This window comes from Gordonia sp. HS-NH1, from assembly GCF_001418765.1.
Classification (GTDB): domain Bacteria; phylum Actinomycetota; class Actinomycetes; order Mycobacteriales; family Mycobacteriaceae; genus Gordonia.
The window spans coordinates 89,964-111,797 of the sequence record NZ_LIYC01000008.1 but is presented as its reverse complement, the minus strand read 5'-3'; the positions used below and the strand labels follow the sequence as shown (position 1 = coordinate 111,797).

22 protein-coding genes, 1 tRNA gene and 1 pseudogene are annotated in these 21,834 nt (G+C 68.4%); 15 read left to right on the top strand and 9 right to left on the bottom strand.

Annotated features, from left to right (window positions below; genetic code table 11):
- The first annotated feature begins 174 nt into the window (after positions 1–174).
- Both nhaA and AMD30_RS24495 read left to right on the top strand, forming a co-directional pair.
- Positions 175–1,431 carry a Na+/H+ antiporter NhaA gene (gene nhaA / locus AMD30_RS08460; protein ID WP_055475364.1) on the top strand — a complete coding sequence of 419 codons (1,257 nt, stop codon included), beginning with the start codon at positions 175–177 and terminating at the stop codon, positions 1,429–1,431.
- Positions 1,432–1,535: 104 nt separating this feature from the next.
- Positions 1,536–1,871: pseudogene (locus AMD30_RS24495) on the top strand (FmdB family zinc ribbon protein); the annotation flags it as partial.
- A 177-nt stretch (positions 1,872–2,048) separates the two neighbouring features.
- Here the strand turns inward: AMD30_RS24495 and AMD30_RS08450 are convergent.
- Entirely contained in the window at positions 2,049–2,627 is a 579-nt protein-coding gene (locus tag AMD30_RS08450) for a 5-formyltetrahydrofolate cyclo-ligase (RefSeq protein WP_010843486.1), read from the bottom strand.
- Positions 2,628–2,790: 163 nt separating this feature from the next.
- Here AMD30_RS08450 and AMD30_RS08445 point away from each other — a divergent pair, with 163 nt between their 5' ends.
- The 5 genes from AMD30_RS08445 to sepX all read left to right on the top strand — a co-directional run bounded on the left by AMD30_RS08445 (position 2,791) and on the right by sepX (position 7,844).
- The gene (locus AMD30_RS08445) at positions 2,791–3,735 is read left to right on the top strand and encodes a UTP--glucose-1-phosphate uridylyltransferase (RefSeq protein WP_010843485.1); all 945 of its coding nucleotides are present in this window, start codon (positions 2,791–2,793) and stop codon (positions 3,733–3,735) included.
- A gap of 159 nt (positions 3,736–3,894) precedes the next feature.
- On the top strand, positions 3,895–5,199 hold the full coding sequence (gene glp, locus AMD30_RS08440; protein WP_010843484.1) for a molybdotransferase-like divisome protein Glp: 1,305 nt from the start codon (positions 3,895–3,897) through the stop codon (positions 5,197–5,199).
- Positions 5,200–5,310: 111 nt separating this feature from the next.
- Entirely contained in the window at positions 5,311–5,967 is a 657-nt protein-coding gene (locus tag AMD30_RS08435) for a GNAT family N-acetyltransferase (RefSeq protein ID WP_055475325.1), read from the top strand.
- A 72-nt stretch (positions 5,968–6,039) separates the two neighbouring features.
- A complete protein-coding gene (locus AMD30_RS08430; RefSeq protein WP_055475324.1) occupies positions 6,040–6,708 on the top strand; it encodes an SIMPL domain-containing protein in 669 nt (222 codons plus the stop codon).
- A gap of 146 nt (positions 6,709–6,854) precedes the next feature.
- Entirely contained in the window at positions 6,855–7,844 is a 990-nt protein-coding gene (gene sepX, locus AMD30_RS08425; protein ID WP_055475323.1) for a divisome protein SepX/GlpR, read from the top strand.
- Positions 7,845–7,937: 93 nt separating this feature from the next.
- Here the strand turns inward: sepX and AMD30_RS08420 are convergent, their stop codons facing one another.
- On the bottom strand, positions 7,938–8,681 hold the full coding sequence (locus AMD30_RS08420) for a hypothetical protein (RefSeq protein WP_014925903.1): 744 nt from the start codon (positions 8,679–8,681) through the stop codon (positions 7,938–7,940).
- An 86-nt stretch (positions 8,682–8,767) separates the two neighbouring features.
- Between AMD30_RS08420 and AMD30_RS08415 the strand changes: the two genes are divergently transcribed.
- The 6 genes from AMD30_RS08415 to AMD30_RS08390 all read left to right on the top strand — a co-directional run bounded on the left by AMD30_RS08415 (position 8,768) and on the right by AMD30_RS08390 (position 12,737).
- Positions 8,768–8,840, top strand: a tRNA-Ala gene (locus tag AMD30_RS08415).
- A 56-nt stretch (positions 8,841–8,896) separates the two neighbouring features.
- The gene (locus tag AMD30_RS08410) at positions 8,897–9,181 is read left to right on the top strand and encodes a hypothetical protein (RefSeq protein ID WP_197282758.1); all 285 of its coding nucleotides are present in this window, start codon (positions 8,897–8,899) and stop codon (positions 9,179–9,181) included.
- Positions 9,182–9,407: 226 nt separating this feature from the next.
- On the top strand, positions 9,408–9,833 hold the full coding sequence (locus AMD30_RS08405) for a DUF5994 family protein (protein WP_010843478.1): 426 nt from the start codon (positions 9,408–9,410) through the stop codon (positions 9,831–9,833).
- Between the two features lie 72 nt (positions 9,834–9,905).
- On the top strand, positions 9,906–10,343 hold the full coding sequence (locus AMD30_RS08400; protein WP_055475322.1) for a hypothetical protein: 438 nt from the start codon (positions 9,906–9,908) through the stop codon (positions 10,341–10,343).
- Between the two features lie 109 nt (positions 10,344–10,452).
- Complete coding sequence (locus AMD30_RS08395; protein ID WP_055475321.1) at positions 10,453–11,397, top strand: esterase/lipase family protein; 945 nt, start codon at positions 10,453–10,455, stop codon at positions 11,395–11,397.
- Between the two features lie 38 nt (positions 11,398–11,435).
- Positions 11,436–12,737: a family 1 glycosylhydrolase gene (locus AMD30_RS08390; RefSeq protein ID WP_055475320.1), complete on the top strand. Its 1,302-nt coding sequence runs from the start codon at positions 11,436–11,438 to the stop codon at positions 12,735–12,737.
- Positions 12,738–12,755: 18 nt separating this feature from the next.
- On the opposite strand, the gene AMD30_RS08385 is transcribed toward AMD30_RS08390, so the two are convergent.
- Together AMD30_RS08385 and AMD30_RS08380 are read right to left on the bottom strand one after the other, a co-directional pair.
- Positions 12,756–13,079, bottom strand: a complete 324-nt coding sequence (locus AMD30_RS08385) for an AzlD domain-containing protein (RefSeq protein WP_055475319.1) — start codon at positions 13,077–13,079, stop codon at positions 12,756–12,758.
- A complete protein-coding gene (locus AMD30_RS08380) occupies positions 13,076–13,858 on the bottom strand; it encodes an AzlC family ABC transporter permease (RefSeq protein WP_055475318.1) in 783 nt (260 codons plus the stop codon). Before AMD30_RS08380 ends, AMD30_RS08385 begins: the two co-directional genes overlap by 4 nt.
- A gap of 57 nt (positions 13,859–13,915) precedes the next feature.
- Between AMD30_RS08380 and AMD30_RS08375 the strand changes: the two genes are divergently transcribed.
- Together AMD30_RS08375 and AMD30_RS08370 are read left to right on the top strand one after the other, a co-directional pair.
- Positions 13,916–14,479 carry an XRE family transcriptional regulator gene (locus AMD30_RS08375; protein WP_010843472.1) on the top strand — a complete coding sequence of 188 codons (564 nt, stop codon included), beginning with the start codon at positions 13,916–13,918 and terminating at the stop codon, positions 14,477–14,479.
- A gap of 333 nt (positions 14,480–14,812) precedes the next feature.
- Positions 14,813–16,420, top strand: a complete 1,608-nt coding sequence (locus AMD30_RS08370; RefSeq protein WP_055475363.1) for a DEAD/DEAH box helicase — start codon at positions 14,813–14,815, stop codon at positions 16,418–16,420.
- Positions 16,421–16,651: 231 nt separating this feature from the next.
- Here AMD30_RS08370 and AMD30_RS08365 read toward each other — a convergent pair whose 3' ends face one another.
- From AMD30_RS08365 to AMD30_RS08345, 5 genes are all read right to left on the bottom strand, one after another.
- On the bottom strand, positions 16,652–17,479 hold the full coding sequence (locus AMD30_RS08365) for a maleylpyruvate isomerase N-terminal domain-containing protein (RefSeq protein WP_035717764.1): 828 nt from the start codon (positions 17,477–17,479) through the stop codon (positions 16,652–16,654).
- A gap of 145 nt (positions 17,480–17,624) precedes the next feature.
- Positions 17,625–18,584, bottom strand: a complete 960-nt coding sequence (locus tag AMD30_RS08360) for an EamA family transporter (RefSeq protein WP_055475362.1) — start codon at positions 18,582–18,584, stop codon at positions 17,625–17,627.
- The gene (locus AMD30_RS08355) at positions 18,577–19,059 is read right to left on the bottom strand and encodes a hypothetical protein (protein WP_055475317.1); all 483 of its coding nucleotides are present in this window, start codon (positions 19,057–19,059) and stop codon (positions 18,577–18,579) included. Before AMD30_RS08355 ends, AMD30_RS08360 begins: the two co-directional genes overlap by 8 nt.
- Before the next feature lie 9 nt (positions 19,060–19,068).
- Positions 19,069–20,661 (bottom strand): 4Fe-4S binding protein, encoded by a 1,593-nt coding sequence (locus AMD30_RS08350; RefSeq protein ID WP_055475316.1) that lies wholly within the window; start codon positions 20,659–20,661, stop codon positions 19,069–19,071.
- Positions 20,662–20,693: 32 nt separating this feature from the next.
- Positions 20,694–21,728 carry an AurF N-oxygenase family protein gene (locus tag AMD30_RS08345; protein WP_055475315.1) on the bottom strand — a complete coding sequence of 345 codons (1,035 nt, stop codon included), beginning with the start codon at positions 21,726–21,728 and terminating at the stop codon, positions 20,694–20,696.
- Positions 21,729–21,834 lie beyond the last annotated feature (106 nt).

Below are 21,834 nucleotides of genomic sequence, written 5' to 3'. Positions count from 1 at the left end.
TGGACAACCGCCGGGTCCGGTGGCTCTCCTGGGGATGCGTCCGCCGCCGGCACCGGCGCGGCGGGCCGGGGTGTTGCGTGGGAGAATCGGTGGCGGTGTGCCGGGAAGTCTGGTCGGCCGTTGCCCGGTGCGGGCGACGTCGAGATGATCTGTCTGTCCGACCAGAGGAGCAGGATGACCGACGAGACACCAGGTGGCGGCATCAGCCGGGCGACCCGTGCGCGGCGCTGGGCCGCGCTCGACACGACCAGCGGCGCATTGCTCCTTGTGGCCGCCACAGTCGCCGTCGTTTGGGCCAACTCCCCGTGGGGGGAGACCTACGACGCCCTGTTGCACGTCGAGGTGGGACCCGAGTCGCTCCACCTGCACCTGTCGCTGGCGCACTGGGCGTCCGACGGATTGCTGGCGATCTTCTTCTTCGTCGTCGGAGTCGAACTGAAACACGAGTTCGTCGCCGGGAGCCTCCGGGACCTGAAGCTCGCCGGCGTGCCGATCGCGGCGGCGGTGGGCGGGATGGTCGTCCCCGCGCTCTGCTATGTCGTCGTGGTCGCGATCGGCGACCCCGAGGGGTTACGCGGCTGGGCGATCCCGACCGCCACCGACATCGCCTTCGCCCTCGCGGTTCTCGCGATCTTCGGCCGCGGCCTGCCACTTGCTCTCCGGACGTTCTTGCTGACGCTTGCCGTCGTCGACGATCTCCTCGGCATCATCGTCATCGCGACCTTCTACACCGATGAGATCGACTTCGTCATGCTGGCGGCCGCCCTTGCCGCGGTGGCCCTCTTCGCCGTGCTGGTGCGGCAGGCGTGGCGGTGGTGGCCGGTTCTCATCCCGGTCGCCGTCGTCGCGTGGGCCCTGATGCACGCCTCCGGGGTGCACGCGACCGTTGCCGGCGTGCTGCTCGGCTTCGTCGTGCCGGCCGTCGCGATCCGCGGCGAGAAGCAACCGCGCACCGAGCGGCTCGACGACGCGGTCCGCCCGTACTCGGCCGCGCTCGCCCTGCCGGTGTTCGCGTTCGCCGCCGCGGGGGTCACCGTCGTCGGCGGCGAGGGATCGATCGTGCAGCCGGTGTCGATCGGCATCGTCGTCGGTCTCGTCGTCGGCAAGCTCGTGGGTGTCCTCGGCTCGACGTGGCTGATGACGACGTTCACGCCACTGCGGTTGCCCGACTCGATCGGCATCCGCGACCTGCTGCCGGTGGGTCTGCTGACCGGCATCGGGTTCACGGTCGCATTGCTCATCGCCGAACTGAGCTTCGAGGGCGGCTCCGACGATCACGCCGCCGCGGCCAAGGCGGCCATCCTCGTCGGCTCGGTGGTCTCGGCGATCCTGGCCGCGGTCCTGCTCCGGTGGGACGCCCGCCAAGCGCGCGATCCGGACATGAACCGCGACGACATCCCCGACATCGACAAGGACGTCATCGGGGGATGACCCCGCAGGTGGGAACCCATCACACCCGTCGCTTAGCACTCGGAATGAGTGAGTGCCAAAGTCGGTTACACTGGTCAGCGTTTACTGACTTTTCGGAGGTTTCGGTGCCCACCTACTCGTATGCCTGCACGGAGTGCGACAACAAGTTCGACATCGTCCAGTCCTTCTCCGACGACTCGTTGACCGAGTGCCCGCAGTGCGCGGGTCGACTGCGCAAGCTGTTCAACTCGGTCGGCATCGTGTTCAAGGGAAGCGGCTTCTACCGCACGGACTCGCGTCCGGGATCCTCGTCGGACACCTCGACGTCGTCGTCCTCGTCGGACAGCTCGTCGTCGAGTTCCTCGTCGGACAGCTCGTCGTCGAGTTCCTCGTCGGACAGCTCGTCGTCGAGTTCCTCGTCGGACAGCTCGTCGTCGAGTTCCTCGTCGGACAGCTCGTCGTCGAGTTCCTCGTCGGACAGCTCGTCGAGCAGCACGAAGTCGGACACGTCGAGCTCGTCGTCGACCAAGAGCGAGACCAAGGCGGCGACGCCCGCCTGAGGGTGCCGCACCAACATCACCTAGTAGAACCCGGGTCGGGTCGCCACGACACCGCCCGGGTTCTGCTGTACCCGTCGATCAGCCGAGCCGGCGGAACCCGTCTCCGGGTGTGAGCGTCCAGCCGACCGGCACGTCGTGGTCGCCGGACGGCAGTGAATCGACGACCTCGTCGTCGTAGACCACACCGACGAGGTCGGCCGAGAGCCCGTGGAGGGTGCGGTCGTAGTACCCGGCGCCACGTCCGAGTCGCACCCCGCTCTTGTCGATGGCGAGCGCCGGTACGAGGATCACCGACGCCGCGCGGATCGCGGTCACGCCGACCCGGTCGGTCGACGGTTCGAGGAGCCCCCAGCGCCCGGAGGTCAGCGAGTCCGGTCCCGTGTAGGGGGCCCAGTCCAACGGTGCGGGACCGCCCTCGGGAACCACCGGGACGAGCACCGAGACGCCGCGGTCGACGAGTGCGTCGAGCATCGAATTCGAGCCGGGTTCGTTACCCACGGGGACATGGGCGGCAACCGTGACGTCGTACTCCAGACGAAACGGACAGGCATACATCCACTCGGCGAGTGCCGCCGCGGACCGGTCTCGCTCGGCCTCGGAGCGACGCGAGCGTCGCTCTTCGATCTCTTGTCGCAGTTGCTGTTTCAGCGTTGGCAAGACCCGACCGTCCTTCGCGTCGTCTCGACACCGGTGTCGTGTTGGCCCCGGCGGTGACAGCCGGGACGCCCGCACTGTATCCGACCGTCGGATCGCGTGCGATGAGGTCCCGGTCACCGCCGTCTGTCCGGCCGACAATCGGCTCCTGTCCTAGGGTGGATTCATGAGTGCGACGGATAAATCTGGTTTCAGTGAGTACGACGGTGTACCCAACACTCCGCCGATCCCGCGTACCGCGGTCGTTCCGGCAGCCGGGTTGGGCACGAGGTTCCTGCCGGCGACCAAGACGGTTCCCAAAGAGCTGTTGCCGGTCGTCGACACCCCCGGCATCGAGCTCGTCGCCGAAGAGGCCAAGGCGGCCGGCGCCGACCGTCTGCTCATCGTGACCTCGCCGGGCAAGGACGGTGTGGTCGCCCACTTCGTCGAGGACCTCGTTCTGGAGAACACGCTCGCCACGCGCGGCAAGGAGTCGATGCTCGCGAAGGTGCGCAAGGCGCCGAACCTGCTCGAGGTCGCCTCGGTCGTGCAGGAGAAGCCGCTCGGCCTGGGACACGCGGTGGGTTGCGTCGAGAGCTATCTCGACGACGACGAGGACGCGATCGCGGTCCTGCTGCCCGACGACCTGGTGCTCCCCGGCGGCGTCCTCGAGGTCATGGCCCGCACACGTCAGCGCCGGGGTGGGTCGGTGCTGTGTGCCATCGAGGTCCCCGAGGAGCGGATCAGCGCCTACGGCGTCTTCGACGTCGAGCCGCTGCCCGATGCCAACAACCCCAACGTCATGCGCCTCAAGGGCATGGTCGAGAAGCCCGAGCCCGAGGACGCGCCGTCGAACCTCGCCGCTGCGGGCCGCTACATCCTGGACCGCAAGATCTTCGACGCGCTGCGGCGTATCGAACCCGGGGCCGGCGGTGAACTCCAGCTCACCGACGCCATCGCGCTTCTCATCGAGGAGGGCGAGCCGGTTCACGTCGTCGTCCACCACGGCACCCGACACGATCTCGGCAACCCCGGCGGTTACCTGAAGGCTGCGGTCGACTTCGCGCTCGATCGCGACGATTACGGTCCCGATCTGCGCGAGTGGCTCGAGAAGCGCCTCGCCGACAGCTGAGTCCGCGCCGCGATCGAGGAGTGCATCCGCGCGCCTCGCACGCCGAGCCGGGACTGCTCGATAACGTTTCCGACGTGTTGTATCGAGTGCACGACGTGCCGACGGCTGTCGTCCGCGCGCTCCGGTGTGCTGACCGGTTGAGACGGGAAGAGCGGTGAGATGCGATCTGTCGAGGATCATCTGACGCTGGTGACCGCGGCGGCAGTGGCGCCGCGACCGGTGCGCGTCGCGATCTCCGAGGCGCAGGGCCTGATGTGCGCGGAAGAGGTCGTCACCGAGCACCCGATGCCCGGATTCGATCAGGCGGCGATCGACGGTTACGCGGTGCGTGCGGTCGACGTGGGACTGGCTGGGGTGCTCGCTCCCGAGGACCTCGAGGATTTCGACGCCAACGGCGCGGAGCTGGTCGACCTCGAAGCCGGCGAGCCGATGATCGTGTCGCTCCCGGTGGTCGGGGAGGTCGGCCCGGGCTCCCGTACGCCGACGCGACTGCAGCCTCGTCAGGCGGTGCGCGTCGAGACCGGGGCCCCGATGCCGACGCTCGCCGATGCCGTGGTTCCGCTGCGCTGGACCGACGGGGGCGATCAGAAGGTCAAGATCGGACACGGCGTGGAGAGCGGCAACTATGTCCGGCGGGTCGGCGACGACGTGCAGCCGGGCGACGTCGCGGTCCGCGCCGGATCGATCATCGGCCCGGCCCAGGTCGGGCTCCTCGCCGCCGTCGGCCAGGCGCGGGTGATGGTCCACCCCCGGCCTCGGTTGTCGGTCATCTCGGTCGGCAGCGAGCTCGTCGACATCGACCGCACACCCGGACCCGGTCAGATCTACGACGTCAACAGTTATGCGCTGGCCGCGGCCGCCCGCGACGCTGGCGCCGACGTCAACCGCGTCGGCATCGCCGAGCGCGATGCGTCGCGGATGCGGGAAGTCGTGGAGGCGCAGCTCATCCGCTCCGAGATCGTGGTGATCTGCGGTGCCGTCGGGGGCAGTGCGTCGACCGCCGTCGCCGACGCACTCGCCGATCTCGGCGACCTCGAGATCGTGCGGGTGGCGATGCATCCCGGATCGGTCCAGGGTTTCGGCCGCCTGGGACGCGACGAGGTTCCGACGTTCCTGCTCCCCGCCAACCCGGTGAGCGCTCTGGTGACCTTCGAGGTGATGGTCCGCCCGCTCATCCGGATCGCGCTGGGCAAGCGGCAACCGATGCGGCGGATCATCAAGGCGCGCACCATCGGACCGATCGCATCGGTCCGCGGTCGCAAGGGTTATCTGCGCGGGCAGCTGATGCGCGACGAACGATCGGGCGACTACCTCGTTCAGGTGCTCGGGGCGTCACCGACCGGGTCGTCGCACCTGCTCGCCGAACTGGCCGAGGCCAACTGTCTGATCATGGTCGACCCCGATGTCGAGGAGATGGGGACCGGCGACGAGGTGGAGGTTGCCTTCCTCGCGCAACGCGGGTGAGGCCGGACGTCGTGTGCGCTCACTCCCGCTGGTTGAGTCGAGTCGAAGCCGCCCGGCACGAGATGCAGGTCTCATGCCGGCGCCGGTGTGACAGCGCATAAACTTCTCCTCGTGTTCAGGTGGTTGAGCGGCAATCAGGGAAGCCCGGGCTGGCGGGCAACTCTCGGGCCGCTGCGCACCCGCACCGGCATGGTCACCCTGCGGCCCGTGAAGATGCGCGACGCCAAGACGTGGAGTGAGTTGCGGATCCGCAACCAGAACGCGCTGCTGCCGTGGGAACCGACCGGCGTGGGAAGCTGGGCCGAACGCCATCAGCCGGGGTCATGGCCGCCGCTGTTCGCGGTGCTGAAGTCCGAGGCGAAGCGTGGGGCGCTGCTGCCGTTCGTCATCGAACTCGACGGCCGCTACGTCGGACAGCTGACCGTGGGGAACATCCAGCGCGGCGCGGTGCGCACCGCATGGATCGGCTATTGGGTCGACTCGGACTTCGCCGGCAACGGCATCGCGACCGCCGCGGTGGCCCTCGGGGTCGACCACTGCTTCGGTGCCGTCGGCCTGCATCGGCTCGACGCGACGGTACAACCGGCCAATGAGGCGTCGCAGAAGGTGTTGACCAACATCGGATTCCGGCAAGAGGGCCTGTTGCTCCGCTACATGGACGTCAACAAGCGATGGCGTGACCACATGCTGTTCGCGCTCACGGCCGAGGAAGTGGCCGGCAGCGCGGCCGAGGCGCTGGTCCGGGCCGGCCGCGCGTCGTTCCAGTGACGATCCGGCGATCTGCCCGCGCTGGTCGGTCAGTAGACCGGAGCCGACACGTCGGCGCCTAGGCTCTCGTCCATGACCGAGCACATCGACGACCTGGAGATCGTGGTCCGCGGCCAAGCTCGCGGGCGCTACCGGCCCGAGCGCGGGATCATCCATCTCGTGGTCCGAGTGGAGGGTGCAGATAAACCGGCCGTCTACACGCGGGCGGTCGAGGTCCACGCCGACCTGACGAGGGCGCTCACCGACCACGAGTCGGCCGGCGGGGTTGCCCGCTGGTCCGCCGATTCGGTACGGGTGTACTCATACCGTCCGTACTCCGAGACCGGTGAGCGGAGAGAACCGGTATACAACACCCGTATCCGGATCGAAACCGAGTTCGTCGACTTCGAGAAACTGTCGGAGTTCATCGATGTCTGGGCGTCGGTCGACGCCGTCGAGATCGGTGACATCGACTGGGATTTGCGCGACGAGACCCGGCGTGAACGCGAGCGAGAGTTGCGACGTGCCGCCGTCGACGACGCGATCCTCAAGGCGCAGGCCTATTCCGACGCCGTCGGGCGGGGGCCGGTCACCCCGGTGCTCCTCTCCGATCCGGACATGGCCTCGCGGGTGCCGCCGTCACCGCGGCGGGCCATGCCGATGGCGGTTGCCGCGAGTCCGACGCCGTCGCCGTCGCTCGAACTGCGGACCGACGACATCGAGATCGCCGTCGCGGTGGACGCCCGTTTTCGAGCGCACTGACCGCGTCGGCGCCGGTGTTGCTGAGAGGTGCGTGTGAAACAGAGCCGATTCGCTCCCGCTCCGGCGCGTCTACCCGGGGGTGACGTTCCGCCGCCCTAGATTGTGAACTGGCCTCGTGTGACCAGAGTGAATGAAGGGAGAGTCGCATGCCCAACTCAGTACTGTGGGTCTGTCTCGTCGCGGTTTGGCTCTTCGTGCTGGTCCCGATGGTCATCAAAGGGCGTCCGCAGATCCTGAAGTCGACCGACGCGGCGCGCAAGACGCGACTGCTGCATCGCGGTGGGTCAAGGGCCACGACCGCATCGGGGAGCCGACGCCGGTCGTCCGCCCGACACCCACATGACCCGTCGTGGAAGTCCTCGCGCCGCAGCGCCACCGCGACCCTCGAGAAGGACGCCGACGTCGAGACCGAGGACGACGCGGACGAGTTCGTGGACGTCGAGGATGCCGAGTACGAGGACGCCGACGACAGCGAAGACGAGGACGCCGAGTACGAGGACGACTCGGACGACTCCGAATACGAGGACGCGACAGGCGAACTCGACGAAGACGAGTACGACGACTACGCCCGTGGCTCGCGGCACACCGAGGCGCCGTCGGTGATCGACGAGGACGATGCCGACGAGACCGAGCTCGACGAGATCGAGGACAGCCGCCCGACGGCCCGTTCGTCGAGTGGCCGGCGTTCCGGGCGCAGCATCTACTCGTCGGAGACGGAGCGCGCGCTCAAGTATCGGGAACGTCAGCGGGTCACGCTGGGGTTGTTCGTCCTGGTGCTGCTGGCGATCGCGGCAGGTTTCGTCGTGGGAACGCCCGGCTGGGTGGCCACCGGCATGCTCGGCCTGCTCCTGGTGGGTTACCTCGCCTACCTGCGTCGTGCGGTGAAGACCGAGCAGCAGATCCGGGCCCAGCGCCTGGCCCGTGCCAAGCGATCGGCGCGCGCCGAGGAGGAGCGTCGACGACGCGCAGCCTCGGTCCCGGAGTTCGCCGCCGCACCGCCCCCTCCGCGACTTCGGCGACCCGGTGGCGCAACGGTTCTCGAGATCGACGACGAGGATCCGGTGTTCGACCACATCCCGCCGTTCCAGCGTCGTCGCATGGACCGCGAAGACCTGCAGTACCGCCGCGTCGGCTGATCTGCGCAGACGCGCTCGGCAACAACCTCGTTCAGCAGTAGGTGTCGCTCACCGATACCTACTGCTGAACTGTTGCTGGGCCGAGGGTTCGGGTTAGGTGGTCAGCGCCGGCTTGCCGTGCGAATCCAGCCACGCCTGACCGGCTTTCGCCGCCTTCGACAGCGCGAATCGTTCACCGAGATAGGTCGCCGGAGCGCCGATGACGGGGATGTAGGCGAGCATGCGGAACAGCGCCATCGGCTGCGGGCGCTTCTCGAATTCGTCGTCGACCGCGCGGAGCAACTTCGCCGCATCCCAGATCGCCGCGAACAGCGACCTCTCGCGTTCCTTGGGTTCGGACGGCAGGGACTTCCCGGACCCGGCGGTGACGTCCGGGTTCGTGAGGTCGCGCTTGCACAGCACCGACGCGAGCAGCTGGACCTGTCGCTTGCGGTCGGTGACCTCGTACTCGCGGGCGATTGCGACCAGCACCATGGCCTGATTGGCGAAGCCGAGATACGGGGTGATCGGCAACCGCTTCGCCCACACCCCGAAGACCCCCGGGAACGCCACGGCACCGGTGTTCAGGGTGCCGATACGGGTCACCCACCAGCTCGCGCGCTTGTGCATCGACCGCTCGGACCAGCCCTTGGTGCCGGGCCATTCCGCGACGTCGAGCACCTTCGCCGCGGCGTGCTGGGCTTGCTGCAGACGCGACTCGGGATGGTCGTCGTCGTGGAAGGTGTGGCCCTTCAGCCCGAGCGGATCCCGCTCGGCGAGGGCATCGAGGACGGGGTTGATCACCCCCACCACATTGTCGAGAACTCCGGCCAACTGCTGATCAGACATCTTGGGCACGCGTCCAGCCTAGTGGTGGACCGGCCGTTTGGGATTCGACGACCCCGGGCTGATAAAGTGGCTCGCGGTTGGTCGCGAGACCTCCCGGGGCTATGGCGCAGTTGGTAGCGCGACTCGTTCGCATCGAGTAGGTCTGGGGTTCGATTCCCCATAGCTCCACAAGTTTCGACGACGACGCACCCTGCGGGCCACCGGCCGGCAGGGTGTTTCGTTGTGTGCGGCCGGCCACTGCGGCTTCGGCGCAGGTGCCGACGGTCGCCGGCCTGGCCGGTTACTACGCGCTGTGGGTTCGCTGTCTCCGGACGGGACGGCCGGTGGCGGCCCTGTATCGACCGGTCTGGGGTGTGGCGGTTCCGATGGCCGTCCTGCCGGTGCTGGTGTTCGTCGCCGCGGCGGGCTGCCTGCGCAATCCATGGCTCGGGGCGTCGGCTGTGGTCCTCGCCGTCGGGCACGTGCCGGCGGCGCTGCGTATCGCCCGCGAGGTCAGCGACGCGCGCTGACCAGGCCGGTCCGCACGACACGGACTCGTCGTCGCGGCGGTGCGCCCGTGACGGGTGCCGGGAGTACACTTCAGGCAACTGGATCGAACATCTGACAGACTCCTGTCGGCGTCGCCGGTGTCGAATGGTCACTCTTCGCGTGACCAAGTCAGGTGGCAACGGTGATGATCGGTTCACGTGTCGTGAGCATCCGCCCGCAAGGGCTCGCGTACACCGGAGATCGGCGATGAAGCCGCTGCTCGGCCCGCCCCGGGTCCGGTTCGGGCTGGATCCCGCCGCCGCGATCAACGGGGCTTGGTACCCGTACACCTTGCGCCTCGCCGAGGAACTGCCGGGCATGCTCGCGGCCGCTCGCCCTCAGATCGGCGAGGTCAGCGGAATCGACGTGAACTGGAGCAGCTTCCGCCGGCTTCCGGGCCTCGATTCACCGGACTCGCCGGAGATGCCGCCACTGATGACACTCACGTGCGGAAGCAATACCGTGATGCTCCTGGTCATCCCGCCGCGGACGGCGTCGTCGCTGGCGGCCATCCTCTTACGGCAGGCAAGCGACACCGCCGCGCCGGGCGGTCAGTGCCACTCGCTCGAATATCGACGTGCCGAGCGCATCCTGGTCCGTGCGGGTAGCCACGCGGCCCCAGCCGTCCGCTGAACCGCGTCGAAGGCAACGCCCGTCGCGCTGACTTCGACACCGCTGCCGAGCGGCCCAGTGTAAATTTCGCTCATGACCGCCGCGATGCTGACGTTCGCCGGGACGTTGCTCGTGGCGGTGATCGGTGCGGTCATCGCACGACTCGACGCCAACGACCGGCATCAGAAGCTCGCGCAGAAGGTCGACATCCTGGCCAAGCTGCCGCATGACTCACCGGCACATGCACGGATGAGCGGCATCGTCGTCGACGCCATCGACGAACTCGGTGAGTACGAACACCGACGGCGGAGCGCGGTCTTCCAACGTCGGGCTCTGACGATGGCATTTCTCGCCTGGCTCGTGGTGGTCGGCCTGCGCATAGCGGCTGAGCAGTTCGACGTCGGGCACTACGAGCAGATCATGCACTATGCCGCGGTCACGCTTCTCGTGCTGGGTTTCGTGCTCGTGTTCGCCTCGGCGGTCGCGACCATCCGCGACATCCGGCATCGCGACGGAGGACCCTCGTCGTGAGCTGAGTGGCGTGCCGCGGGTGTGCCCCTCCCCGCGCCACGATCGAACTGCCCCGACGGGTCCACCCAAACGCACGTCCCGGCCTGAGACGGTTTGTTAGCTTTCGTCCATGAGATCGCCGAGGATCCTGTGGGGCCTGGTCGTCGCCGTCATCGGGGTGCTGGTGGTGTCCGTGGCACCGGCCCGTGCCGACACGCTGCCGGTCACCTACAACTTCCTGGCCGGCATCCCGAATGAGCTGACCGACCCGGGCGGCTCGTTACACGGCTCGAATGACTGGGACTGCCGGCCGTCCGCACGCCATCTGAATCCGGTCATCCTGGTCCACGGGACGGGCGGGTCGCAGCAGACCAACTGGGGAACCTATGTCCCGCTGCTGAAGAACGAGGGCTACTGCGTGTTCGCGCTGACCTATGGTGCGGTCACAGGTGCGCCGTGGCCGATCAGCGCGATCGGCGGTATGGGCGAGATGACGCGGAGCGCCGCCCAGTTCGGTGCCTTCGTGGACAGAGTTCGTCGGGCGACCGGGGCGACCCAGGTCGACATCGTGGGCCACTCCCAGGGCACCGTGGTGCCCGCGTACTACGCGAAGTACCTCGGCGGACGGAATGCCATCGACAACTACGTGTCGCTGGCGCCGGCGTGGCGGGGTTCCGGCGTCGGCGGAAACGATGTGATCATGCCGATCGTCCGGTCCCTCGGACTACGGCCCGAGCAGGTGCCGTTCTGCCAGGCCTGTGCCCAGCTGGACCCCGGTGCCCACGTGCTGCGCAAGATCGCCGCCGGTGGCTTCTATCTGCCGTCGATCCGGTACACCAACATCGCCACGCGGTACGACGAGCTCGTCGTGCCATACACTCTCGGGTTGCCGCCGGGCGGCCCGAATGTACGCAACATCGTTGTGCAGGACGGGTGTTCGGTCGACTACACCGAGCACGCGGGGATCGCGGGGTCGCGCCGCGCGGCATTCTTCGTGCTCAACGCGCTCGACCCGGAAAATCCGCGACCGGTTCCGTGTGATCGTGCGGCACCCATCACCGGGAGTCCGTTCTGAGCACGTACCGGCGACGTTCCGGTGGCGGGCCCAGGCGAGTGCGTGTCGTGGCCATCGCGGCGGCCGCGACGCTCATCGCGATCTGCGGACTCGGCGGCGTCGGGGCGGCGTCGGCGAGCGTGCCATCGCTCGGTTCTGCCTTCGAATTCGGGGTCGCCCAATCGGGTTTCCAGTCCGAAGGGTACAACCGGGACTCGAACTGGGTGCGTTATGGCGATCAGGGCCGGGTCGCCCATCGCGTCGGCAATGCCGTCGACTTCACTCATCGCTACGCCGAGGACATCGCTCGTGCCGAGAGTCTCGGGGTGGGTATCTACCGGACATCGGTCGAGTGGTCGCGGGTGGAGCCGTCGCGCGGCCGGGACGATCCGGCCGGCTGGGCGTTCTACGACCGGGTGATCCGGGCGGTCGTCGACGCCGGGATGCGACCCATGATCACCCTCAACCACTGGGTTCATCCGGGTTGGGCGGTCGATCTCGGCGGCTGGAACCGCCCGCAGATGTCAGCCGACCTCGTGCGGTTCGCCGAGCGTGTGGTGGACCGGTACTCGTGGGCCGACCCGCTGTGGATCACTTTCAACGAACCCACCGAATACGTTCGGCGCGAACTGATGTACGGGGGAGTGGCACCACGGAACGTGGGGCTCATGGCGGACGGGATCGTGACGGCGCACCGGGCGATCTACCGTCACATCCATCGTGTCCAGCCCGGCGCCCAGGTGTCGTCGAACATGGCCTACTACCCGATCGCCGGCGTCCAGACGTGGCTCGAATCGGTGTTCCCGCAACGTATGCGGGACACCCTCGATTTCGTGGGTGTCGACCACTACTACTCCTTCTCGGTCACCGACGCTTCGGTCGCCAACGGTGCTTCGGGCGAGTTCTGGAAGAGTTCGCAGGCGCCGGAGAGCATCTACTACGTGCTTCGTCATGTGGCGGAGCAGTTTCCGGGTGAGCAGATCCGGGTGATCGAGAACGGTCTGGCCACCGACCCGCGGGGTCGACGGCCAGACGGTTATCGCCGTGCCGACCACCTGCGCGACACCGTGTACTGGCTGCAGCGCGCGCGTCAGGACGGCATCGACGTGGTGTCCTACAACTACTGGAGTCTCACCGACAACTACGAGTGGGGCGACTTCGATTCACGTTTCGGCCTGTACACCGTCGACGCGCAACGCGATCCGAGTCTGACCCGTCACCCGACCGACGCGGTCGCCGCCTACCGTGAGATCACCCGCGACAGCGGCGTGCGCAGCGGTTATCGCCCGACGCGGCTGCCGGTGGCGTGTTCGCTGGTCGCCGTGCCGGACAGCTGTACGAGCCCGGCCATCGTCCGGTGACGTTTCCCGACCCGGACATCAGGCGACGCCGAGTGCTCGCAATCCCGCCGCGGTGGCGGCGGCGAGGATGACCACGACGGCGAGGGGCGCTTTCAGGAGCGCCGCGATCACCCCGACCGTCACGCCCGCGGGCCGCGCCCATCCGGCGAAGTCGTGGTCGACGAAGAACGTACCGGTCAGCGCGACGGCGACGAGCAGGACGACCGTCGCCCGGTCCATCAGCTTCTCGGTCGCCTCCGACACCGAGATCCGGTTCCGCAGAACAGGTCCGGCCGCGCGCATCGCGTAGGTGCCGACCGCGAGCAGCGTGATGCCGACGGCCAGCGAGATCCCGGCGTTCATCGCCTACTCCGAACATTGTTGTGCCCGAGCACGTCCCGGGCCGAGGCGCCTTCCTTGGCGGCGTCGGTTCCCGTGCCGGCGGTTTCCGGTGCGCGCAGAGACGCTTCGCGAGACCGGCGGACTGTTTCCAGGGCGGCGAACCCTCCGAGCGCACCGATGATCGGCAATCCTGCGGGAAGGAAAGGCGTCGACGCCACGGCCACCGCGGCGCCGACGGTCACCGCCGCCCAGGTCGCGCCGTCGCGAAGGGCCGGGATGGCCAGTGCGGCGAGCAGGGCGGGGAACGCGGCGTCGAGGCCGAGCTTCGCCGGATCGGCCACCACGCCGCCGAGGGTGGCGCCCAAGGCCGCACCGGCCGGCCACGCGACGAGAACCCCCAGTCCGCACAACAGGAAGGCGGCGCGTGCACGACGCGGGTCGGATTCGGCGGTCGCCAGGGCGGCCGTCTCGTCGTTGATGAGGTGGGCGCCCAGGAGGATCTCGGGGGTGCCGCGCAGGTGCTTTCCCACGGCGAGGCCGTATCCGAAGTTGCGCGTGTTGACCAGCAAGCCCGCCAGCGCCGCCAGGATCGGCACCCCGCCGGCGGCCAGGATGCCGACGAAGACGAACTCCGACGACCCGGCGAGCACCACCGTGGCGACCAGCACGATCTGCCAGAGAGCAAGACCCGCGCCGTGCGCAGCCACCCCGTACGACGTGCCGATGACGAGGACCGACAGAGACATCACCACGACGGCGCGCAGGGTCGCTGTGTCGAGTGTTCTCCAAGCCGAACGCATGACTATCATAGTGAACAGTAGTTGTGTGTTCGTCAAGATGGACGATCGGACGGTTTGATGAACGAAGCACGATCGGTGAACCCGAAAGAACTCGTCGCCGCGTCGTTGAAACGGGAACGCACACGGGCCGGTCTGTCCCTGACCGAACTCGCGCGTCGTGCCGGCATCGGGAAGTCGACGCTGTCCCAGCTCGAATCGGGGGAGGGGAACCCGAGCGTGGAGACGCTGTGGGCCCTCTCGACGGCGTTGGGGGTGCAGTTCTCGGCGCTGCTGGACTCGCCGACGCCGACCGTCGAGGTCATCCGTTTCGGCGAGGGGCCGGTGATCCCGGCCGCGGATGCCGACTACTCGGCCACACTGCTGTCCACCGCGGCGCCGGGATCGAGGCGCGACTTGTACGTCATCCGGGCGGAGCCGGGCAAACCCAGGGTGTCGGCACCGCACGCTCGCGGAATGATCGAGCACGTCGTGATCAGTTGCGGCCGTGCGCGTCTCGGCCCCACCGCCGCCGCCGAGGTTCTATCGGCCGGCGACTACATCTCTTACCCCGGCGACGTCGAGCACGTCTTCGACGCACTCGAACCCGGCACCGTCGCGGTCATGCTGAACGAGGCGTTCTGACAACTGTGTTGTCGTGTAGGGGTTTCGATGGCGTGCCGTGGTCGCGCAGTCCGGGGCCGTCGCCCACGGTTCCAAACGCGACCTGCATCACAGCGATTCGCGGTATCGATTACCGACGCGTACTGTTGCTGAAAGTGATGCGCCCGTACCGGCCGCGTCTAGCGTCGTAGAACGCCTCTCTCGCAGGTTGGAGATTCCGACACCGGTCGGCCACCTGCCATTGACTTCATACGGCGAACGAGCTCGCGCACCCGCGTGTTCGCCACCGGCACCGCCCTCGCACGTCAGTCGTGCTGTTCGCGTGCCAAGCACAGGAAGACACCTGCACACCACATGACTGCTGTACTCGAAAACCCGACGACCACCTCTTCCGACGCCGCTGCGGTGTCTCCGGGAGTGTCGTTCGAATCGCTCGGTGTTCCAGCCGAACTCGTCAAGGTTCTCGCCTCGCAGGGCAAGACCGACGCCTTTCCGATCCAGGCAGACACCCTGCCGGACACCCTCGACGGCAAGGATGTCCTGGGCCGCGGCAAGACCGGCTCCGGCAAGACCCTCGCCTTCTCCATCCCTCTCGTCGCCGGCCTGGCCGAGATGCAGGTCAAGCGTTACGTGGGAGCACCCACCGGCCTGATCCTGGCGCCGACGCGTGAACTCGCGACCCAGATCGCCGCCGTCGTCGAACCTCTCGCCGCGTCCGTGGGGCTCACCGTCACCACCGTCTTCGGCGGGGTCAAGCAGACCCGCCAGGAGCAGGCGTTCCGCCGCGGTGTCGACATCGTCGTCGCCTGCCCCGGACGCCTCGAGGACCTGATGCGCCAGGGCATCGTCCGTCTGGACGAGGTCGAGATCACCGTGATCGACGAGGCCGACCACATGGCCGACCTCGGCTTCCTGCCGGTCGTGACCAAGATCCTGGCCGCGACTCCCGCAGGCGGCCAGCGGATGCTGTTCTCGGCCACGCTGGACAACGGCGTCGACAAGCTCGCCAAGCGCTTCCTCGACAACCCGGTGTTGCATTCGGTCGATTCGGCGGAGTCGCCGGTCGCCGCGATGACCCACCACGTCTTCGAGGTCTCCTCGTCGGACAAGCAGGATCTCGTCACCGAACTCGCCTCCGGCACCGGTCGCCGCATCCTGTTCATGCGCACCAAGCACCAGGCCAAGAAGCTCGCCAAGAAGCTGACCGAGTCCGGCATCCCCGCCGTCGACCTGCACGGCAACCTCAGCCAGGCGCAGCGTGACCGCAACCTCGCCGCATTCGGTCAGGGTGACATCCGGGTCCTCGTCGCCACCGACGTCGCCGCCCGCGGCGTACACGTCGACGGCATCGAACTCGTCGTGCACGTCGACCCGCCGGCCGAGCACAAGGCATACCTGCATCGCTCGGGCCGTACGGCTCGCGCCGGGTCGGCCGGCGACGTGGTCACCGTCTGTCTGCACGAGCAGCGTCGCGAGGTCGCGCAGCTGCTGCGCAAGGCCAAGATCAAGGTGACCCCCGTCTCCGTGGCCGCCACATCGGCTGCCGTCGACGAACTCGTCGGCGAGCGCGCGCCCCGCGTGTCCGCTGCGGCACGCGCCGCGGCAGAGGCCGCTCGTGGCGGCTCAGCTCAGGGTGGCGGCTCGCAGGGCGGTCGCTCCCAGGGTGGCCGGTCACAGGGGAGTCGACGCGGTGGCCGTGGCCGAGGCCAGGGCGGTAACGGCGGCGCCCGCGGTGAGAACCGGAGCGCCGGTGGCAGTGACTCACGCGGCACACGCGGCGAGGGCCGCGGCCGCCCGGTCCGGAGTGACTCACGCGCGGGCGGTTCGCGCTCGTCGGAAGCACGGACAGGCGGACAGGGTCGAGGCGCGGGACACTCGCGTGCCGGCGACCAGCCGCGAGCAACCGGCCGCGGGCAGGGACGCCGCGTGAGCCGCCCGGCCGGTTCGCCTGCCGGTCGCTGACCGGGGCGTCAGCCGCGACAATCGAACAACAATGCTCGCCGTAGGGCGAGCGTAGCGAGCCCTCTGTGTCCCCCGAGGTGCGAGCGTAGCGAGCCCTCTGTGTCCCCCGAGGTGCGAGCGTAGCGAGCCTCGAGGGGCGGCGACTTCGGTTGCCGCCCTTCAAGGCTCGTCGCTTTCGCTCCTCGCACCTCAGGGAGCGGGGAGGGCTCGCCGCTTGTTCGGGCCGGCCGATCAGGCCGGCAGGAACCGCTGGGCCAGCCGCGAGGCGAGCCACGGGCGGGCGCCCCAGGCGATCCCCTTGCCGGTGAGGCCTATCCACCCCGGTGACACGCGGCCGTAGCCGGCGAGCAGGGCCGTGGCGGGGTCGACGCTGATGTGGACGTCGGGCCGGCGTGGATCCGGCGGATCGATCTGCAGCTCACCGTCGGTGAACTCGTAGACGTGGCGTTCGCCGCACCCGCGCAGCCGGATGTCGTAGGTGCCGGAGTGCCCGGCGGCGTTCACGGGATCGACCCAGCTCGGCAGGATGTGCTGGCGGGCACGAAGGACCATCATGACCACCTCGGGCTCGACCCACCAGCGGGCCCCGACCGCTCGGGCGATGTCGTGGGCGTGCACCACGAACTCGCCGATCAGCAGCCCGAGGGCGGCGTCGGCCCGGATGAGGCGGTCGCCGTCGAAGTGCATCTTGGGGACCTGGGCGTGAAAGTGTGACACCTCGTCGACGAGTTCATGCAGGTCGTCGGTCAGTCGACGGCACAGCTGCCGCACGTCCCGGGTGGGCAGGTTGGCGATCTGTTTGGCGTTGAAGTCGGGCAGGTCGACCGCGGACGAGCACCATTCACCCTCGCCGCGGGCGAGTTCGAGGAAGCGCGACGGTGCCACCGCGACATGACCGACGCAATCGGTCAGTGTCCAGCCGGGGACATCGGCGAGCCGGGTGTCGGGGTCGTCGACCCCGAGCACGAGATCGATGAAGCGATCCCCAGTCGTGAGCGCGGCGTCGATGTAGTCAAACCTCGAGAACATCCCCGTCGCGCGTGGTTCCTCCCCCCACATGGGGCACGAGACTACCCCGGCCCGTTGCGACGTGCGACACATTCCTTTCCAACACGCCGAACTGTGGACAGATGTGCAACGTGCGCAACATTATTCACAAATGCGCACAATGATTCTCACTCGCGCGACCGCGCCGGGACGATTCTCATTCGCGTGACCGCGCCGGGACGGCTTCGCCGAGTCGGACGCAGATGACGCCGAGCACGATGAGCAGTCCGCCGGCGAGTTGGATCGGTGCCGGCAACTCGTCGAGAACCAGCCAGGCGAAGACCACCGCGAACAGCACCTCGGACAGCGCGACGAAGGACATCACGCGGGCGCCGAGAAGACGGCCACCCGCGATGCCGAACCCGTAGGCCATGGCTGCCGAGACCACACCGAGCAAGACCAGCGGCACCCACCAGGCCACCTCGAGCTCACCGACGCGAACCGGAACGGTCGTCGTGCTCATCGGCAGGAGTCCGGTCAGTCCGGCGCCGACCAGGGCCAGCGCCCCGATCAGCAGGCCGCCGGCGGCGAGGCTGAGCGGGGGCCAGCCCGTGCGGTCATCGGCCGAGATCACGAAGTAGGCCGCTGCCCCCACCATCGCCGCGAGCGCCCACAGCACCCCGACAGCACTGATCGGGACGTCCCCGGTCAGGTCGAGGACGAGGGCCAGTCCACCGATGGCGAGCGCCGCGCCGAGGACGGTGACACGTCCCGGACGCTGACCGTGCCGCAACCACATCCACACCAGCACCGCGACCGGTGCGGTGTACTCGATGAGCAACGCGACGCCGACCTGCAGGTAGGTCACCGCATAGAAGTAGGCGAGCTGACAGCCCGCCACCGCGAGGAGCCCGTAGCTGACGAGCACCGCCCACGACCGGCGGCTGGGCCGGTCGGGGATGGGCTGTCGACGGTCGCGGAAGGCGAGCAGGCCGGGTACGGCCAGCACCAGACCACCGAGCGCGATGCGAACCGTGACGGTCGCGCCGGCCGACCACCCGGCCTCGATCATGGCCCGGGCCAGCACGCCGGAGATACCGAAGCACGCCGATGAGATCAGGGCGAGCGTGATACCGAGGGCGGGTCGCGAGACGGCGGTGTTCGCGGCGTCACGGATTCTTCGCTGCGACGATGGCCGCGTGCACGGCGTCGCGGCATTCCGGCCCGGCCGGCTCCCCGGTCCCGAGGTAGAAGCTGCCCGGACGCCCGCCGTCACCGGCGAACCCGGTCACCGAGAATCCGTCCGATTCCGGAACCGAGGGGGTCGACGACATCGACGCGACGGCCAGCGGACACGACAACGCCGCGACCCCGCGCTTCGCCCCGGACACGACGACGATCAGGTGGGTCGGGTGCAGCACGATCAGTGTCTGGTGTTCGGAGTCGGGGTCGACCGGATTGCTGCGTCGCCCGAAGACCTTGCCGAGGAACGAGGTCGACGGCGGGTTGATGCTACGGGTGATCCACGCCGGCAGGTCATCGGTGACGGTGAGCTGCCTGGAGTCGGCGTGGTCGCGCAGCGTGGCGGCGACATCGGCGGGAAGGTCGGACAGATCGGCGCGCACGGTGGTGCGCTGATACGCGGGCCCCATGGCTGCAATCTAGTGCAGCGGTCCCGCCGTCGACTCCGGCAACGGCGAGGCGGCACCCGGGCGTCGGCCGAAGAGCCGACGCCGGCGCGGTGCCGAGACGTCTGGGTCGCTCGCTTCGAGGTCGTCGAGCAACGACGCGACGGTCTGCGCGGAGTCGGTCTTGTTGGTGCCGATGAAGCCCGACGGGCCGCGCTTGATCCACCCCGTCACGTACATGCCCGGCACGGGTTCGGTCCCGTCGAGGACACGCCCGTCGATGTGCGGGATGACCCCGGCAGCGTCGTCGAACGGCAGACCGGGGACCGCGACACCGCGGTAGCCGACCGAGGTGAGGACCAGTCCGGTCCCGAGCGCGGTGGTGTCGCCGGTGGGTTCGATGCCCACCGCGACTCCGGAGTCGTCGAGGACGGGACGGTTACGACCGACGATCAGCGAGCTCGCGCGACCGTCCGGGCCGACGGCCACTTCCACTGGCGAGGTGAAGAACGCCAACCGGATTCGGCGGCCGTCGGGTTCGGGGCGCGCGGCGCACTCGGCGAGGATCTCGAGTTTGGCGCGGACGGTGGCGTCGAGGCCGGCAGGTGCGGGCAACGCGAGGTCGGCGGCGTCGACGGTGACCGGGACACCCGAATCCACCAGGCCGATGAGCTCGGGCAGGGTGAACGCCGCGTGGGCGGGCCCGCGGCGGCCCATCACGACCACCTCGTGCACCGACGAGGCCCGCAGTGTCGCCAGGGCCGGACGGGAGATGTCGGTCGCGGCGAGAGTGTCCGGGTCGGCGACGAGGATGCGCGCGACATCGAGGGCGACGTTGCCGTTGCCCACGACCACGACACGCTCGGTGTCCAGGTCGACGTCGAGGTCGGTGAAGTCGGGGTGGCCGTTGTACCAGCCCACGAAGGAGGTCGCGCTGGACACACCCGGTCGATCGAATCCGGGCAGCGCGAGTTGGCGATCCGTCGGGGCGCCGCCGGCCCAGATGACGCCCTGGTGCCGGCCCCGCAGGTCGGCCAGCGTGAGATCACGCCCGACCTCGGTGTTGAGCAGGATCTCCAGACGCGGGTTGCGCGCGATGTCGTCGAACAACTGCATCACCTTGCGCGTGTGCAGGTGATCGGGCGCGACGCCGAAGCGCGCCAGCCCGAACGGCCGGTCGAGGCGTTCGTACATGGTGACCGAGATCTGCGGCTGCCGCAGCAGCTCGTCGGCCGCGTACATCGCCGAGGGACCGGAGCCCACGATGCCGATGGAGATCGAGGTGTCGACGGCCAGCTGCCGCGGACGGTCGATGGGTGCGAGGGGCAGGCGACGGGCGGGGTCGACGGGGAAGCGGGCGGCCCCGTCGACCGGATCGTGGTACTGGGTCGCGTTGACCTCGACGAACCGTTCCTGGCCCGCCGGCAGGCGATGTCCGGGGACGATGGCGCCGACCGGGCACGCACTGACACAGGCGCCGCAGTCGACGCAGGTCGCGGGATCGATGTAGAGCATCTCGGCGATGCCGAAATCGGGCTCTTCGGGTGTGGGGTGGATGCAGTTGACGGGGCATGCGTACACGCACGACGCGTCACCGCAGCACGCCTGGGTGACGACGTGAGGCATTGGTCTCGGGTTCTACTCGCGTGGAGTTCGGCTCAGGCCGCGGTGTAGGTGGGTTCGCTGCGGAACCGCGAGGGGCGGCCGCTGATACCGAGCGCGCGCCACAGCAGACGCGAGACGGGATTCATCAGCCCACTCTGCTCACCGAGCATGCGGACGTCGCCGAACACGTTACGCAGGAACCGCTTTGATTCCGGTGAGCGCCAGAAGATGTCCTTCATGACCTCGTCGGGCACGTCGAACCGCTTGGCGAAGCTCCGCGGGGGCACCACGATGGCGCCGCAGAGGATGCGCATCGTCAGCGGGAGCATGAGCGACAACAGGAACCGCTGGATGCGTCCGCGCTGCGGAACCTGCTCGCGGATCAGGTGATGGGCGAAGGAGATGTGGCGTGCCTCTTCGGCGACATGCAACTGCATGACCGCGGCCATCGTGGGATGCAGGCTGGCGCGGGTACGCAGGAAGTCCTTCTGGATGTGGTCGATCGGCTCCTCGCCGCCGAGGACCCCGAAGAAGAACAGGGTGGGGAAGACGGTCGAGACGAGCGGGACGAACGGAGAGATCAGCCGGTAGCCGATCTTGGCGCCCGGCACGTCCACCCCGGTGCGGTTGATGAACTCCTGGAACATCAGGGTGTGGTTGCACTCCTCCTTGGATTCGTGCGTGGTGTAACGAAATTCGCGCGCGCCGTTGGGGAGTTTGAAGCTGTACTGCATCAAGCCGCGGATAAGGATCGACTCGAACTGCAGCCCGACCTTGGCGACATTGGCCTGACGCCACATGCCTATCTCGATCTGCTTCTCCTGGGGGAGCTGCTGGTACCACGGGTGCCGGCCGATGGGATCGACCTCGTAGGACAGGATCCACCGGGGGTCGTTCTCGACGATCGCCATGTGCGGCGCATCCCAGTCGATGTCGACATAGGGATCGAAGTTGCGATGGACCGAGGCTGCGGACAGATCGTCGAGGACCTGCCCGTAGTCGTGGTCGCTGCCGGACTTGTCGTGCTGCGGCACGTAGCGGGTGGGGGCCCCGTGCTCCCGGTCGGTCGGGGTCAGTGCTTTCGTCATCGTCGCATCCCTTCGGGGTGGGCGGCTCGGTCGGTGAAACAGACCACAGCGGATGATCCGAACGTATTTCGGCGACGCCTACTTTGTCAACACTCGATGTCACATT

Excerpts from the sequence above, each read along its gene's own strand:
- nhaA (WP_055475364.1), top strand. The coding sequence starts at position 175 with ATGACCGACGAGACACCAGGTGGCGGCATCAGCCGGGCGACCCGTGCG.
- AMD30_RS08445 (WP_010843485.1), top strand. The coding sequence starts at position 2,791 with ATGAGTGCGACGGATAAATCTGGTTTCAGTGAGTACGACGGTGTACCC.
- glp (WP_010843484.1), top strand. The coding sequence starts at position 3,895 with ATGCGATCTGTCGAGGATCATCTGACGCTGGTGACCGCGGCGGCAGTG.
- AMD30_RS08430 (WP_055475324.1), top strand. The coding sequence starts at position 6,040 with ATGACCGAGCACATCGACGACCTGGAGATCGTGGTCCGCGGCCAAGCT.
- sepX (WP_055475323.1), top strand. The coding sequence starts at position 6,855 with ATGCCCAACTCAGTACTGTGGGTCTGTCTCGTCGCGGTTTGGCTCTTC.
- AMD30_RS08405 (WP_010843478.1), top strand. The coding sequence starts at position 9,408 with ATGAAGCCGCTGCTCGGCCCGCCCCGGGTCCGGTTCGGGCTGGATCCC.
- AMD30_RS08400 (WP_055475322.1), top strand. The coding sequence starts at position 9,906 with ATGACCGCCGCGATGCTGACGTTCGCCGGGACGTTGCTCGTGGCGGTG.
- AMD30_RS08395 (WP_055475321.1), top strand. The coding sequence starts at position 10,453 with ATGAGATCGCCGAGGATCCTGTGGGGCCTGGTCGTCGCCGTCATCGGG.
- AMD30_RS08385 (WP_055475319.1), bottom strand. The coding sequence starts at position 13,079 with ATGAACGCCGGGATCTCGCTGGCCGTCGGCATCACGCTGCTCGCGGTC.
- AMD30_RS08380 (WP_055475318.1), bottom strand. The coding sequence starts at position 13,858 with ATGCGTTCGGCTTGGAGAACACTCGACACAGCGACCCTGCGCGCCGTC.
- AMD30_RS08375 (WP_010843472.1), top strand. The coding sequence starts at position 13,916 with ATGAACGAAGCACGATCGGTGAACCCGAAAGAACTCGTCGCCGCGTCG.
- AMD30_RS08370 (WP_055475363.1), top strand. The coding sequence starts at position 14,813 with ATGACTGCTGTACTCGAAAACCCGACGACCACCTCTTCCGACGCCGCT.
- AMD30_RS08365 (WP_035717764.1), bottom strand. The coding sequence starts at position 17,479 with ATGTGGGGGGAGGAACCACGCGCGACGGGGATGTTCTCGAGGTTTGAC.
- AMD30_RS08355 (WP_055475317.1), bottom strand. The coding sequence starts at position 19,059 with ATGGGGCCCGCGTATCAGCGCACCACCGTGCGCGCCGATCTGTCCGAC.
- AMD30_RS08350 (WP_055475316.1), bottom strand. The coding sequence starts at position 20,661 with ATGCCTCACGTCGTCACCCAGGCGTGCTGCGGTGACGCGTCGTGCGTG.
- AMD30_RS08345 (WP_055475315.1), bottom strand. The coding sequence starts at position 21,728 with ATGACGAAAGCACTGACCCCGACCGACCGGGAGCACGGGGCCCCCACC.